Here is a 13266-nt window from a genome sequence, read left to right on the forward strand (position 1 = left end):
TAAGCTACTACTTAGTATATACCAGTAAAAAATGAGTTAATCCTATCATTTCTTACTATTATCCATTGACGAATGATAAATAGCATTTGCCATGGCAATTGCCGCTTTCAGAGCAAGACCCTTATCCTCTGTTTCACAAAACTCGGCTTCAATATCCGAGTCTGCTACAATCCCACCACCCACATGAAAGGTAGCCATTCCTTTTTGACAAATAATCGTGCGGATAACCATACAAAGATCAAGCCCACCTCGCACATCGCAATACCCTAGTCCACCTGCATAGATTCCGCGTGGTGAGGATTCTAGCTCTGCTAGTATCTCCAAAGCGCGTATTTTAGGTGCCCCCGTCATCGATCCCCCGGGAAAGACCGCCCGTACTGCATCAAGAGGATTTAATCCCGCCTGTAACTTCGCTTCAACCGTTGATACGAGTTGGTGAACAGTCGCATATGTCTCCACTTCCAACAATTGTGGAACCGATACAGAACCTGTCGTCGCAATTTTGCCGAAATCGTTTCGCACCAAATCTACAATCATCACATTCTCGGCTCGATCCTTTTCATGATGACCCAACTGAAACCGTAATATCTCATCTTCTTCTATACTTTTGCCCCGTGGACGTGTACCTTTGATTGGAGAGCTCACCATTCGACCATCTTGATAACAGCGGAGAAGACGTTCGGGGGAAGAAGAGAGTACTTCCACCCCGTTCAATCTCAAATAGGCGGAAAACGGAGCAGGATTTAATTGACGAAGGATGCGATACAACGTCCAACTGTCGGCCTGTAGTAAAGTTCTCACTGGATATGTATAACATGCTTGATATATGTCTCCACGCCCAATATGTTCCTGAATCCGTCTCAATTTCTCGCGATAATGGATCTTGTCCTCCATCTGCACCTCAAGTTGATCTGCCCAATGCTGGAGTGAGCCTGCATCCCATGTTTCCGTGAGCGAAGCAAGACGAAACTCATGTTGCTCAAATATCCCTTGGCGAAACGCTTTTAATGCATCCCGAGCTTCTTGCACCGATTCTTCCTGTAACTGCCATTTACTTAACCAGGTGCGCCTTTCCTTTCGGTCGTAGATCAACATTTTGTCAACAAAAATCCAGCAACTGTCCGGTATATCTTCCCCATTCTCTCTAGTCTGTGTCACAGGTTCAGCAAAGCTTTTATTTTCAAAAGAAAAGTAGCCTACCCCCCCAGCCAGAAAAGGGATCTCCTCATTATCTGATTCAATATGATCCACTTGCAGCTGTTCTAAAATCTGCTGTACGGATGAAAAAGGGTCGCCTTCCCCATCATTCACCTCACCTGAGCGCATATTTCGTAGACGGTACCTCTCACCCCAACTTTCCAAGATAAAGAAAGGGTCGCCTCCCATATAGGAATAGCGACCACGCTCATCATCATTCCCATCCAGCCAGAAGGAATAAGGTTGCTCCCCATAACAAGCCGCAAACAAGGACTCCAGGTCTATATCATGAGGATATTCTTCGATGAATAATTGCATAATTATCTCCTTAGCTTTCGTCATACATGGTTTCTGTCACTTTCTTTCATAATAAGGGTGTATTTCTTTAGAAAATAAACGTGTAGGAGTGACCCCTATGTATGTTGGTCGTCAATTAACCGAACTAAGTGATCTCCCAATTAACCAGTGGAAGCTGGAAGAACTGGCATATTACCATACTATTATCTCCCAGCTCTCACCTTATATCAACCAGGAAGGGATCTCATTCCACCACAGGGTTGTCACTGAAATCGAGCGACGTGGTGGGCTTCATTTCTCTGATAGTAGCTGGGATCACGGATCTCAGATCACTTTCGATTGATACCCATCACTTGGAATGCTTTCTGATACACTTTAGGATAAGCGTATTCTAAAAGCCTCTCCTTTGTAACCCACATCCAGCGTGAAGGGTACGATTGCTCCACCTGCGGGGTAGCAGCTACAACCGTGCTCATCCAGCGACGGTGACTAAATACATGCTCAAACTGCCCCTTCACCCCGCTGATTACAGCTTCCAAACCCCACTCCGATAAAGCGCGGGCAAGGGTCGCCTCTGCCACCTCCCCTTCCTGTCGCTCAATCGTTGGCAATCCCCACATCCCTGCCAGCAAGCCCGTATCCGGTCGCTTCTCGATCAAGATCTGATCTCCCCGAGTCAGCCATACCATCACCACCGAAACATGTACCGGTGGCTTCGCTTTCTTTTTCACCGGCAAATCACGCTCTACATTATGAGCAAAACCCCGACAATAAGCTTGGACTGGACAGAGCAAACACTGCGGCGACGAGGGCGTACAGATCATCGCTCCTAACTCCATCACTGCTTGATTAAAATCACCCGCTCGTTCTGAAGGAATTACTTGCGCGACCAACTGTTCAATCTTTTTACGCGTGCTCACTTTGGCAATATCATCATATAAAGCGAACAATCGGGTAAAGACCCGCATAACATTACCATCGACAGCAGGTATAGACTTATTATAAGCAATACTTAAGATCGCCCCCGCCGTATAAGGACCTACCCCTTTTAATTTAGAGATAGCAGGAAGTTCTTGCGGGACAACCCCCCCATACTCAGCCATCACCTCTTTCACCGCCGTGTGAAGATTGCGGACGCGCGAATAGTAACCTAATCCTTCCCATGCCTTAACTACTTCTCCATCGCTCGCCGACGCCAATGCTTCTAAGGTAGGAAACTGTGACAAAAAGTTTTCAAAATACGGGATTACTGTATCTACACGTGTCTGTTGTAACATAATCTCTGACACCCAAATACGATATGGATCTTGATTTTGACGCCATGGTAAGTCTCGTTTGGCAGTATCATACCATGTCAACAGGTCTTGCTGGATGCCCTCTGATACTTCAGCTGTAATCTCTTCAGCACTACTCATCTTAGTCGGCTTCACCCGCTCTGTTCTGGCTCATAAACGACCCTTTCTTTCTCACAACACCTTCATCACTTTGTGCTTCTACATAATCAACCACTCGCCGTGGATAAGCTAAACTGATCTCTTCTTTATTTAAACGCTCTACTACTGCTTTGCGAATTTCACGTTCGATAAACCAATACTGATCAGCCTCGCACAACGCCATCAATGTAAATTGTGTACCATTATCCTGAATGCTGGTAATCCCTAAGATTGAAGGAGACTCCTTCAAATACGGCGCATAGCGCCGTCCGATATCTGCACAAATATCATCCAATACATCCCACACAAGCGAAACATCTGCTTCATAGGGGACTTTCACGTTAACCAACGGACGCATCTCATCACGGCTATAATTGGAAACTTGTGTGATCTCACCATTGGATACATATTGCATCCTACCATCAAAGGCGCGAATTCTAGAAACACGTAAGCCAATCTCCTCCACCACACCTTGAACTTTACCGTTCAATTCAACATAATTGCCTACTTCCATCTGGTTATCGAATATGAGGAAAAAGCCACTGATCACATCTTTCACCAAACTTTGTGCTCCAAAGCCAATCGCCAATCCGACAATCCCTGCACCAGCTAAGAGAGGAGCGGGGTTAATCCCAAAACCGCTATACAAGATCATCAGACCCGCTAAGAAATATATAACATACCGCGCCGTCGACTGAATCAATCTGCTCAGGGTTACATTTTTATTTCCATCTCTCCTGAGCTCAAAAATGCGGTCTATAAAGCGGGCAGAAAACTTCAAAGCCAACATAGCTAACACCACGATGAGCGCCACTTTCACTACCGGGTATAACCACTCTTCCATAATTTTCGTTAAAAATAGGGTTGGGTTATTTACAATTTCATCTGTTGTTTCCTCGGCATTTTTAAGTAAATCATCAACCGCCATCATCATATTTCACGTCCCTAGTGTATAGATTTCTTCTTAAATCGACCTCCAAGAACATCATGTACATGTTCAATCGCCACAAAGGCATTCGGATCGTGCTCAAGCACAATACTTTTTAGTTTAGCAACCTCAATCCGGGTCACAATACAGTATAAAAGCTCTTTTGATTCCTGTGTATATGCACCCTTACCGTATATGTGGGTTACTCCGCGACCCAAACGGAACAAAATTGCTTCTGCGATCTCATCCGGTTTATCAGAGATGATCATGACTGACTTGGATTCATCTAAACCCTCCACCACAATATCAATCACTTTAAAGGCGATAAAGTATGCGATCAAGGAATACATGGCTCGATCCCAACCAAAAACAAAACCTGCACTGCCCAAAATAAAGATATTAAAAAACATTACAATCTCGCCCACCGAAAATCCCAGTTTTTCATTCCCAATGATCGCCAAGATTTCTGTTCCATCCAAAGAGCCACCATTTCGTATGATTAAGCCTACCCCAATCCCAATCACAATACCACCGAACACGGTGGCTAAAAAAGCATTGTCTGTTGCAGCTTCAATGTGGTGAAAAAAGCGGACAAATATTGCTAGCAATGCGACTGCCACCATCGTTGAGATGGCAAAGGTTTTCCCGATTTCGCGATAACCTAAATATAAGAAGGGTAGATTGATTAAGATTAAGTATATAGATAATGATAAAGGTGTAATCTCACTGAAAATAATAGATAATCCTACAACTCCCCCATCAATAATCTGATTGGGAATCAAAAACAATTCCAATCCAATAGCTACCAAAAAACTACCCAGCGCAACTACAAACCACTTTCGACTAAACTTTACGGCCTTATACAATTGATTCATCTAATTTATGCCCCCAATATAACCTATCCCCATCCGCTACTTTCGATTTATCATCATCCTTCATTATACCAAAAGTATGGGGAGAACACGCACTGATCACACCCTCTAAACTTTCTCCCTAGAAAGTATTACCATGGTTATTAATCCGATATCTAGTAAAATAGAAGCAACTAGCATCAAGCCTACTTGGATCATTCGCTTGTTGTTCGGAGAGGGGAAACCGCATATGCCATTCTACAGACCTTACCTTACCAGACAAATATCCTGGCTTATCGTTGGAATTCTCGTCTTCGTCGGCGCGATCAGCTGGATGTATTGGATATATAAAGAACAGAGCCATCGCCAGCAAGTACTGTTAGAAACTCACTTTAAAGAAGCTACTCCTTATCACTTTGAAAATAACCAGCTCTATTTCACTGCCCAAAAGGCTGATGAAAAAGAGAGAGAGTATGTGCTTGATCTAGATGCCAAAAAACTGCGACAAAACAACCATGAAAATATTATGATTTATGCTGCCGATCATCGCCGCTTCCCTTTAGGCGATACTCCTTGGCTCCTTCATCAAGAACAGAAGACTCTTAAGATTGAACATAAGAAAGAAGAGCGCTCCCACGTCATAACACGGAATTTACAATCCGTATGGCCATCACCTAGTGGACAGTTCATTATCTATACCACTAAACGCGGCGGTCGTGTCAGCCTCTATCTCTACAATATAAATATAAAACAAGCGTTTATCCTCTATAACGATATCCGTGCCTTTAACCCTAATCATCCTGCTTTTGTTCAGTGGTCATCAGATGAACAATCCTTGTTATTAAATGAACATGATCTCTACAACACGGAAAATGGAAAGAAAATCGACTCTATAGAGGGCAGTGGGGCTACTTTTGTTCCTCATAAAAATGTTCTCACCTATCTTCAAGGCGAGAAGAAACTACGCGATTACGCCATCCCAATGGGCCATAAAATTATCTGGCGAGATTTGCAAACGAATAAAGAGACAACACTCTACACAGCAGCGAAGGAAGAATGGGTTATTGACCGTATCCTATGGGATGAGGAAGGAGAAGCTTACAGCTTCGCCACCGGCAAAATAGTTAATGAAGAACCACAAATTGATCGCGTTCATGTGAAGGATCTCCAACTTTTTCACTACGTAGAAAGTGAGCAAAACTTATTACCGACAAGTCTTAATTACCATACTCTCAGCAATCGAGGTACTTATCTCTCATATACGATGAATGGTGTTTTAAAGCTACTAAACTTAGAGTCACAGCAATCACGCGTATTTGATGTATACCCTTATGCTGAAAGAAGTAATCCTGATTTCATCTATTACCGCGCTAGCGGGGTCTGGATTGCTCAGGCCCATGAAATTATTCGCATCGCAGAGGAGATGGAAGAGAAAGTGATGTACCACACTCCCCTCTCCATTCAAAACTATTATCTCTCCGAAAACGAACAAAACCTTATCGTATTTGAGCAAGATACAGATTCGAAGATTCGTCTGCGTTTAGTTAACCTTCATGCGGAAGCTACAGAACAACCCCCTGCTCCGCAATCGAATTAAATACAGGGGGCTCTTTTTTATATGCAATTTTATACAAATGTGCTGATCATCCATGCTAATGTTAATACAGATGCCGTCGAAATTCCTAACCATAAACCCAACCGCCGCATGTCACGCATTAAAATCTCTATCGGGGGAAGGACGTGTTCATTCTTTATTTGCTTCGCTTTCTTTTTCGCCATTGTTCTCCTCCAATTATCAGACATTTTACAAATTAGTCACTTTCGTGTAACATTAGTGTAATATCTCGCTCGTATACAGATTCACGTACGCTTTATTACACAACATGCATATACTATAACAAACCTTGCTTACGTTTACATCACATGAATAAAGGGAAAAACCATACAAGAGGTGAACTGCATTATGATATTTTTTGATCGTATGGTTGTTGTGCACGAATCCTTCGGAGCTCCCCGCGTTATCTACTCCCTACGCAATCAGTTAGAGCGACACAATATATACAGTGAACTTAAAGTTTCCCGTAAAAGGCAAATCGCCACCTATCAATTGCTCGTTCCCAAACGAGATGAGAAACATGCCCTTCAATTGCTTAGTCAATACAAAGAAGCGTTGCATGAGTAATCCATCCCCCCTTACTCGGTTTGGGTCTACCTTCCGTTATGAAAGTGTATCCCATAGGTAGAACGTGGCGTAGCTTCCCCATGGATCCCACTTTTGTCCTAATCGACGAACTTCTTGCTCAGATGGTTTCTCATCGTAACCGTATGCCTTCCAAATGGCATTTCGTAACCCAATATCAACCGCTGGCAACAGATTGGGTCTACCTAAGCCAAATAGCAAGAAGCATTCTACTGTCCATCTTCCTATACCCCGATAAGGAAGCAACGTCGTACTTACTTCCTCGTTATCCAGTACAGAAAGCGCAGCAAGATCTAAGTTATTCTCTGCTATACTGCGCGACAGGTCGATCACATACTCCGCTTTTCGTTTACTGAACTGCAATTTTTCCAAATCACTATAGTCTAGTACAGCTACCATCTCCGCTGTTGGGAAAACGGATAATAATTGCTGATTCCATGATAGTGACGGCGAAGAAAATGCGATGAGACGATCAATTAACGTGGCTGCAAAAGAGAGGTTTAACTGCTGACCGATGATTGTACGCATCAAACATTCATATAGAGAAGGCTCCCGTATCAAATGAAGTCCCCACCGCTGCGCAACCACTTTTGTCAAGATCTCATCTTGCTCTGCATGCTTGTAAAAAGGAGTAAGGTCCGTATTTAAAGAAAACATATGAGCTATCAATTGCTTCAGCTCATTCTCTTCTTCCTGTGAAGGCTTCCCGAATACTTGCACACGCAATACCACTTCCGGTTCATCCGACCCTGCTATCCCTATTACATAGATCCCTCCCTGGGTTGTGCGCAAGGTGCGATAAAAAAAACCATCCATCTGAATATAACTCGACTTAGAAAACGAAAGGAGGCGCCTCATCGTTTGAGCAAACGAGTAAGGCACCTGTGGCTTAAATTCCCATGTTAGCATTTACTTAAGCTCCTTTTTCTCCATCCTCCATACAGCTAATTCACCACTTCAACTTTAAAACCCTTTTTCACACCGAACTGACGTGCCTCACTCACATCTTCCATAAAGATATCAATACGCTTTCCTTGTATGGCACTGCCCGTATCTTGAGCAACAAAATAACCGAGCCCATCTATATAAACACGTGATCCAATTGGAATCACTTGCGGATCAACCGCAACTGTAATCCCCTCTACTGCTTTAGCACCACTAGAGGTAATTCCATAACCTGGGTCACCCGCTTTTTTGCCTGTTGATTCTGGACCTGCTGTATACGCAGTCAAAGTGAATTCGCCTACTGCATCCCCTCGCACCATCGCCGGCACCGCATTCGCCTCTTCACTTTTTTTCTTCTCCGAGTTTGCTTGATCCATAGATGCTGTCTTTTCTTCGTTTGATTGTGGTACTTTTAATTTCTGACCTACACGTATGAGTGCTGGATTTACCAACTGATTAAGCTGTGAAATCGTATCCACATCCGTCTGATAGCGTTTTGCTAGATTAAAGACGGTGTCTCCCTTCACTACAGTGATCAGCGTATAGGGCTTTTTTTTCGCCTCTACTTCATCTTCTTTTCCTTGCATACCATTCACAGATAGATAGAGAAGTAACAACGTGCACAATAAGAATAAGCATCGTTTAAGCATCTTATCCGTCTCCCTCATAGATTAATAGATACATCGTTTTATTCTCAAGGTTGACCAAAAGATACTACTTCTATACCTATCTTCAACAAGATCTTTAGTATAGGTAATTTACATTTTATGCTAAGACGATAGCTTATGGGGACGCGAACGCTCATACTGATCGTGGATAAGAATCACACTGAAAAAGAATAACAATCCGATTTGGGGGGTTTGGATCGGATGATCATACATCCCGTGGCTTAAAAGCGCCACCACAACAGAGGTGAGCATCCCTGCTAATCGTTTTTCAACCCGAAGGATCGCATCTTTGCGCCAGCGGCGAGCACGGGAAATGGTTAAAACAACCAATAAACAGAATCCCACAAATCCAGCTACACCATATTCACTCGCCACACTGAGAAACGTGTTATGCGCATGATTAATAGTATCCCCGGTACGTTCGTAAAAAAGTTGCCCAAAGCGAAGGGGGAGGGTTCCTAATGCCCAATGATCTAGAAATATTTGAAACGAATTTTGCCAGACACCAATCCTCACCTTGGCTGTAGCAAATAACGTTTCTTCCCGTGGAATTAACGTTCGATTGGTATATACCAATGCTGCCAATCCCACCAAGCTAAGAAATAATCCTACTGTTCGTTTACGGTTGCCCGTCATCCATACTTGCACCAAAAGACCAATCAGTAGTCCCACCCAAGCTCCGCGCGATCCCGTGAACCAGATGGTGGTGCAATAGAAGAAAAAGCAAGCGAGCGCAAACCACTTTTGCCATTTTACAGTCAATACGTAGGCAGCATAAATACTGATCAATGCTAAACAAATAAACATTGCTGCCGCTAAATTAGAATTAAGTGCTGTGGCCACAACTCTCGTATGAGAAATGTTTTGCAAAGGATAATAGCCTAAGATAAAGAGGAGGGGCTCTTTATACATAGGAAACCATCCTAGACGTTGTAAAGTCGCTACCACGGCAGGGTACAATCCTAATAGCCAAAACAGCAAATACACCCGCTGTATCTGCCTCCACGTCCAGCCCAGAGACTTCACCCATAAACTAAGGGTGTAGTATAGAAAAAACGTAAGCATTGGAATAAGTACAATTGGAATACCATAATAATAGACCGGCTCCAGTACCCAACTTAGTAATGAGATCGCCATTAGCAACAAAAAGAATCCTTCTGGCCATGCTTTCACTTTCCAATTGAATTGCCTTTGTACCACACTTTGAATTCCCATCCATGCAAGGATCAGCACAGGAATCACAGGAGAGATCAAAATCGATATGTATAACGCGAGCACGAATTTCTCCCGCTGATCAAGAGTATTGTATATAGATCTTAGCTTTTCTTTCATAATTACCTCCAGGTAAAGACCCGTCTCAATTATAAACCCGTCATCATATAAGACCACAAAATTGCACTTTTGTAAAACCCCTCTTAGCAGTTAGCAGCAAAGAGGCGATTCTGCAATAATTGTCATGATTTTATCATGATATAACGATACCAGTAAAACACCCAAATATTTCAACATTATTTTCTTTCTATTATGTAGCATGCTTAGCTTGACAAAAACTAAAAGAAAAAATAATGTGGTGTTAATATACTATAACGGTGGATATCTCAAGATGTACCAAGGGAGGGTGAAAAATGAACGGAAATCACATTACAGTGCCAAGTGGGCTATTTCTTCTGCAATCGTTAGTCCAATTTGAGCAAACCCTTCTCCATCACCGCTCCTTACATGATTTACTTAATCAAACCCTTCATCATATCTGTACACTAACTCCCTTTACACGCGGTTGTTTGTTTTGGCATTCCCCTCTTTCCCATCTCCCCGGTCAAATCTATACCTACCGTGTGGAAGAAGGCGAAGTCTCCAATACTGTTAAGCCCTTCTACCCCATTCAGGAATTTTGTCCAATGCTCTCAACAGGCCGGCCTCTCTACCTCAATAATGTAAGCCCTTACATTCCGAGTAAATGGGTAGAACAATTTCATCTCAGTTCAGTCTATGTCGTCCCTCTTCGTGGACAACACCAAAAATTAGCAGGAGTATTCATATTAGATATTGATGGTCGTCCGTTCCAGCCCACTTCAGAACTATCTCATTTGCTTGAAACACTTCATCTCCAGATCCTTCTCGCCATCCGTCCCTATCTCATGCCTAATTCAACGACATCACCCTCTCCTCTGAGTACGCGTGAGCAACAGGTGCTCCAACAAATTGCGAAAGGATACAACACAAAGAAGATCGCTCAATCTCTTTTGATTAGCGATCATACCGTCAATGAATACGCCAGTTCCATCCTCTATAAACTAGAAGCCAAAAACCGCGCAGAAGCGGTCGCAGTAGGATTAAGAAAGGGCTGGATCGAATAATCCAGCCCTTTCTTTATAAACTAACCTTCTTCTTACAACGAGGGACTTCATACTATATATTTCTCATAAAAAAGCACCCCGTTTTTACTTTCTACAGGGTGCTTTAAACCAAGCTACACACTCCACATGACTGGTCTGAGGAAACATGTCAACAGGTTGGACTTCTTGAATCAACCATCCCTTCTCCTGTAGATAGCGGCTATCGCGCGCTAGTGTAGATGGGTTGCAAGAAACATAAACAAGGCGGTCAGGGTTCATTTCCACAATAGCGTCCAATAGCTCAGGAGCACACCCTTTTCGCGGCGGGTCGACAACAACCACCTCTGGTGTGATCCCTTGCTGCTGCCATTGAGGCATCACCTCTTCCGCTAAGCCAGCTTCAAAGTGGACATGCTCCACTCCGTTTAAACTAGCGTTTTTCTTAGCGTCCTCGATCGCTTGCGGTACGGATTCTATTCCGTACACATACCCCGCATGCTCTGCTAGATAAAGTGCAATCGTACCAATACCACAGTAAGCATCAATCACCGTTTCTGTTCCTGACAGCTGTGCATATTGTCGTACTTGCTCATATAATACTTCTGTCTGTTCGGGATTAACCTGATAAAAAGAGTGTGGAGAAATAGAAAAGGTAACTTTACCGATCATATCTTGGATATAAGGCTCCCCCCACAACAATTTATTCTCCCGTCCCATAATGACATTGTTTTTCTGTTGATTAATATTATGAACAATTGACTTTACCTGTGGGAGGCGACTCTGTAGAGCTCGCACTACTTTCGCCTGCTGTGGTAACTCCTTGCCATTTGTGACCAGGATCACCATCTGTTCGTTCGTCTTCACCCCGGTACGAACGATGATATGACGTAATAGTCCTTGATGGGTCTTCTCATTGTAAATAGAGAGTCCACACTCCTGCGCTATTTCCTTCACCATGCGCACCGTTTCATCATTTTCCGGTCGTTGAATAAGGCATTGATCCATATCGATAATATGGTGCGTTCCCGCTTGATAAAAGCCTGCCACTATTTTCCCTTTGTTTTTCGCCACAGGTACTTGCGCCTTATTGCGATATTGCCACGGGTTATCCATCCCCTTAACAGGATGAATGTGAACATGGCTCAATTTAGCGATTCGCTCAAATTGATCCTGTACCTGCTCACGTTTCATCTCTAACTGTGCTGTATAAGATAAATGTTGCACCTGACATCCACCACAGCGATCATATATAGGACAAGGTGGCTGGACACGAGCCGGACTCTCCTTCTCCCAACTTTTAACGTGAGCCTTTCCATATGTTTTTTTCACTTGAACCACTTGTACCTCTACAATTTCTCCAGGAATAGCCTGAGGTACAAATAATGTAAACCCATCCACTCTGCCAATCCCATCACCGGAATGACTCTGACCTGTTATCTCAATTGTAACCCGTTCTCCTGGCTGTACCGGTGGCTTACTCATACATCTATCTCCTTCTCTTCCCTACTTCCCTACTTCCCTACTTCCCTCAACAGATCAATTCAAGATGATGCGGGAATACTTCAAACGTACCGGAAACGGTACCTCCCCATTCCCCGTCCACATTAAGCTGCATTTCGCTTGAAGAATGTACTTCAACTCGGTCTGTCTGGAAGTAGAGCACATGTGAGTCCTGGGGGTGCTCTCCTTTTAGTAGCAAACTAATAAGATGAATAAGATCTGGCAATCCACACTTCCGTACCCCTAATACATCTAACTTCCCATCTGTCATAGTGGCCTGCGGTGCCAAGCGAGGAAATCCACCAATCGCAGGACTATTAGCTACGATAAGTAAAATTAACTCTTCTTCATATGAGTGCGAAGCCGTTTTCAACTCCACTGGAAATGGCTCAACTAATTTACTTAGCCTCTCTAATCCCTTAGCATAGTAAGCCGCTTGACCTAGAACAGTCTTGAGGCGACTAGGAACTTCGTATGTTATCTCCGTGAGTGACCCAGCTGCCGCCACATTTAAGAAATAGCGCCCATTCACTTTACCAATGTCTACTTTCTTACCACTACCTTTTCCTAGTACCTCAGTCGCTTGCAACAAATCCCGTGGCAGACCCAAAGCGCGAGCAAAGTCATTGCTCGTTCCCCCCGGAATAATTCCTAGCTGAGGACGTTGATCAAGCACTGACAATCCATTTATCACTTCATGGATAGTACCGTCTCCACCAGCTGCGATAACAACATCATATCCATTTTCACCCGCCTGCTTCGCTGCCTCCGCCGCGTCCCATCTTCCCGTTGTTGCATGACAAGACGTTTGCAAACCACACTCTTCCAGTTTGTTTAAGATTGCAGACAGTTTTCGTTCCACCGCTTCCCTTCCCGCAGATGGATTATAGATTAATCGCGCTCGTCTCATT

The 13266-nt window shown here is 43.6% G+C and carries 14 protein-coding genes; 4 read left to right on the plus strand and 10 right to left on the minus strand.

Translation table 11 applies throughout. The features are described from left to right. Positions 1-45: 45 nt before the first annotated feature. Positions 46-1515 (minus strand): aminodeoxychorismate synthase component I, encoded by a 1470-nt coding sequence (gene pabB, locus NXZ84_RS10630; RefSeq protein ID WP_258840230.1) that lies wholly within the window; start codon positions 1513-1515, stop codon positions 46-48. Between the two features lie 97 nt (positions 1516-1612). On the opposite strand from pabB, the gene NXZ84_RS10635 reads away from it, so the two are divergent. Further along, the gene (locus NXZ84_RS10635; protein WP_258840231.1) at positions 1613-1837 is read left to right on the plus strand and encodes a hypothetical protein; all 225 of its coding nucleotides are present in this window, start codon (positions 1613-1615) and stop codon (positions 1835-1837) included. On the opposite strand, the gene mutY is transcribed toward NXZ84_RS10635, so the two are convergent. Genes mutY through NXZ84_RS10650 form a run of 3 tightly spaced genes read right to left on the minus strand, consistent with a single transcriptional unit; the run spans position 1824 to position 4730 of the window. Beyond that, positions 1824-2924 (minus strand): A/G-specific adenine glycosylase, encoded by a 1101-nt coding sequence (gene mutY, locus NXZ84_RS10640; protein WP_396654018.1) that lies wholly within the window; start codon positions 2922-2924, stop codon positions 1824-1826. The two genes, NXZ84_RS10635 and mutY, sit on opposite strands and share 14 nt — an antisense overlap. After that, entirely contained in the window at positions 2911-3858 is a 948-nt protein-coding gene (locus NXZ84_RS10645; RefSeq protein ID WP_258840232.1) for a mechanosensitive ion channel family protein, read from the minus strand. The genes mutY and NXZ84_RS10645 overlap by 14 nt, the downstream gene beginning before the upstream one ends. Positions 3859-3872: 14 nt before the next feature. Further along, on the minus strand, positions 3873-4730 hold the full coding sequence (locus tag NXZ84_RS10650; protein WP_258840233.1) for a YitT family protein: 858 nt from the start codon (positions 4728-4730) through the stop codon (positions 3873-3875). Positions 4731-4956: 226 nt separating this feature from the next. On the opposite strand from NXZ84_RS10650, the gene NXZ84_RS10655 reads away from it, so the two are divergent. Then, on the plus strand, positions 4957-6303 hold the full coding sequence (locus NXZ84_RS10655; RefSeq protein WP_258840234.1) for a hypothetical protein: 1347 nt from the start codon (positions 4957-4959) through the stop codon (positions 6301-6303). A gap of 29 nt (positions 6304-6332) precedes the next feature. Here NXZ84_RS10655 and NXZ84_RS10660 read toward each other — a convergent pair whose 3' ends face one another. Further along, positions 6333-6485, minus strand: a complete 153-nt coding sequence (locus NXZ84_RS10660) for a hypothetical protein (protein ID WP_258840235.1) — start codon at positions 6483-6485, stop codon at positions 6333-6335. A gap of 184 nt (positions 6486-6669) precedes the next feature. Between NXZ84_RS10660 and NXZ84_RS10665 the strand changes: the two genes are divergently transcribed. Beyond that, positions 6670-6888 (plus strand): hypothetical protein, encoded by a 219-nt coding sequence (locus NXZ84_RS10665; RefSeq protein WP_258840236.1) that lies wholly within the window; start codon positions 6670-6672, stop codon positions 6886-6888. 36 nt (positions 6889-6924) lie between these two features. Here the strand turns inward: NXZ84_RS10665 and NXZ84_RS10670 are convergent, their stop codons facing one another. From NXZ84_RS10670 to NXZ84_RS10680, 3 genes are all read right to left on the minus strand, one after another. Beyond that, entirely contained in the window at positions 6925-7815 is an 891-nt protein-coding gene (locus NXZ84_RS10670) for a DNA-3-methyladenine glycosylase family protein (RefSeq protein WP_258840237.1), read from the minus strand. A 35-nt stretch (positions 7816-7850) separates the two neighbouring features. Then, positions 7851-8501, minus strand: a complete 651-nt coding sequence (locus NXZ84_RS10675; protein ID WP_258840238.1) for a 3D domain-containing protein — start codon at positions 8499-8501, stop codon at positions 7851-7853. Positions 8502-8621: 120 nt separating this feature from the next. Beyond that, positions 8622-9851 carry an O-antigen ligase family protein gene (locus tag NXZ84_RS10680; protein WP_258840239.1) on the minus strand — a complete coding sequence of 410 codons (1230 nt, stop codon included), beginning with the start codon at positions 9849-9851 and terminating at the stop codon, positions 8622-8624. A 293-nt stretch (positions 9852-10144) separates the two neighbouring features. On the opposite strand from NXZ84_RS10680, the gene NXZ84_RS10685 reads away from it, so the two are divergent. After that, positions 10145-10876, plus strand: a complete 732-nt coding sequence (locus NXZ84_RS10685) for a LuxR C-terminal-related transcriptional regulator (RefSeq protein WP_258840240.1) — start codon at positions 10145-10147, stop codon at positions 10874-10876. Positions 10877-10960: 84 nt separating this feature from the next. On the opposite strand, the gene rlmD is transcribed toward NXZ84_RS10685, so the two are convergent. Both rlmD and NXZ84_RS10695 read right to left on the minus strand, forming a co-directional pair. Then, positions 10961-12337, minus strand: a complete 1377-nt coding sequence (gene rlmD, locus NXZ84_RS10690) for a 23S rRNA (uracil(1939)-C(5))-methyltransferase RlmD (RefSeq protein ID WP_258840241.1) — start codon at positions 12335-12337, stop codon at positions 10961-10963. 46 nt (positions 12338-12383) lie between these two features. Further along, positions 12384-13265, minus strand: a complete 882-nt coding sequence (locus tag NXZ84_RS10695; protein ID WP_258840242.1) for a YegS/Rv2252/BmrU family lipid kinase — start codon at positions 13263-13265, stop codon at positions 12384-12386. Position 13266: the final 1 nt, after the last annotated feature.

The organism is Mechercharimyces sp. CAU 1602 (assembly GCF_024753565.1).
Classification (GTDB): domain Bacteria; phylum Bacillota; class Bacilli; order Thermoactinomycetales; family JANTPT01; genus Mechercharimyces.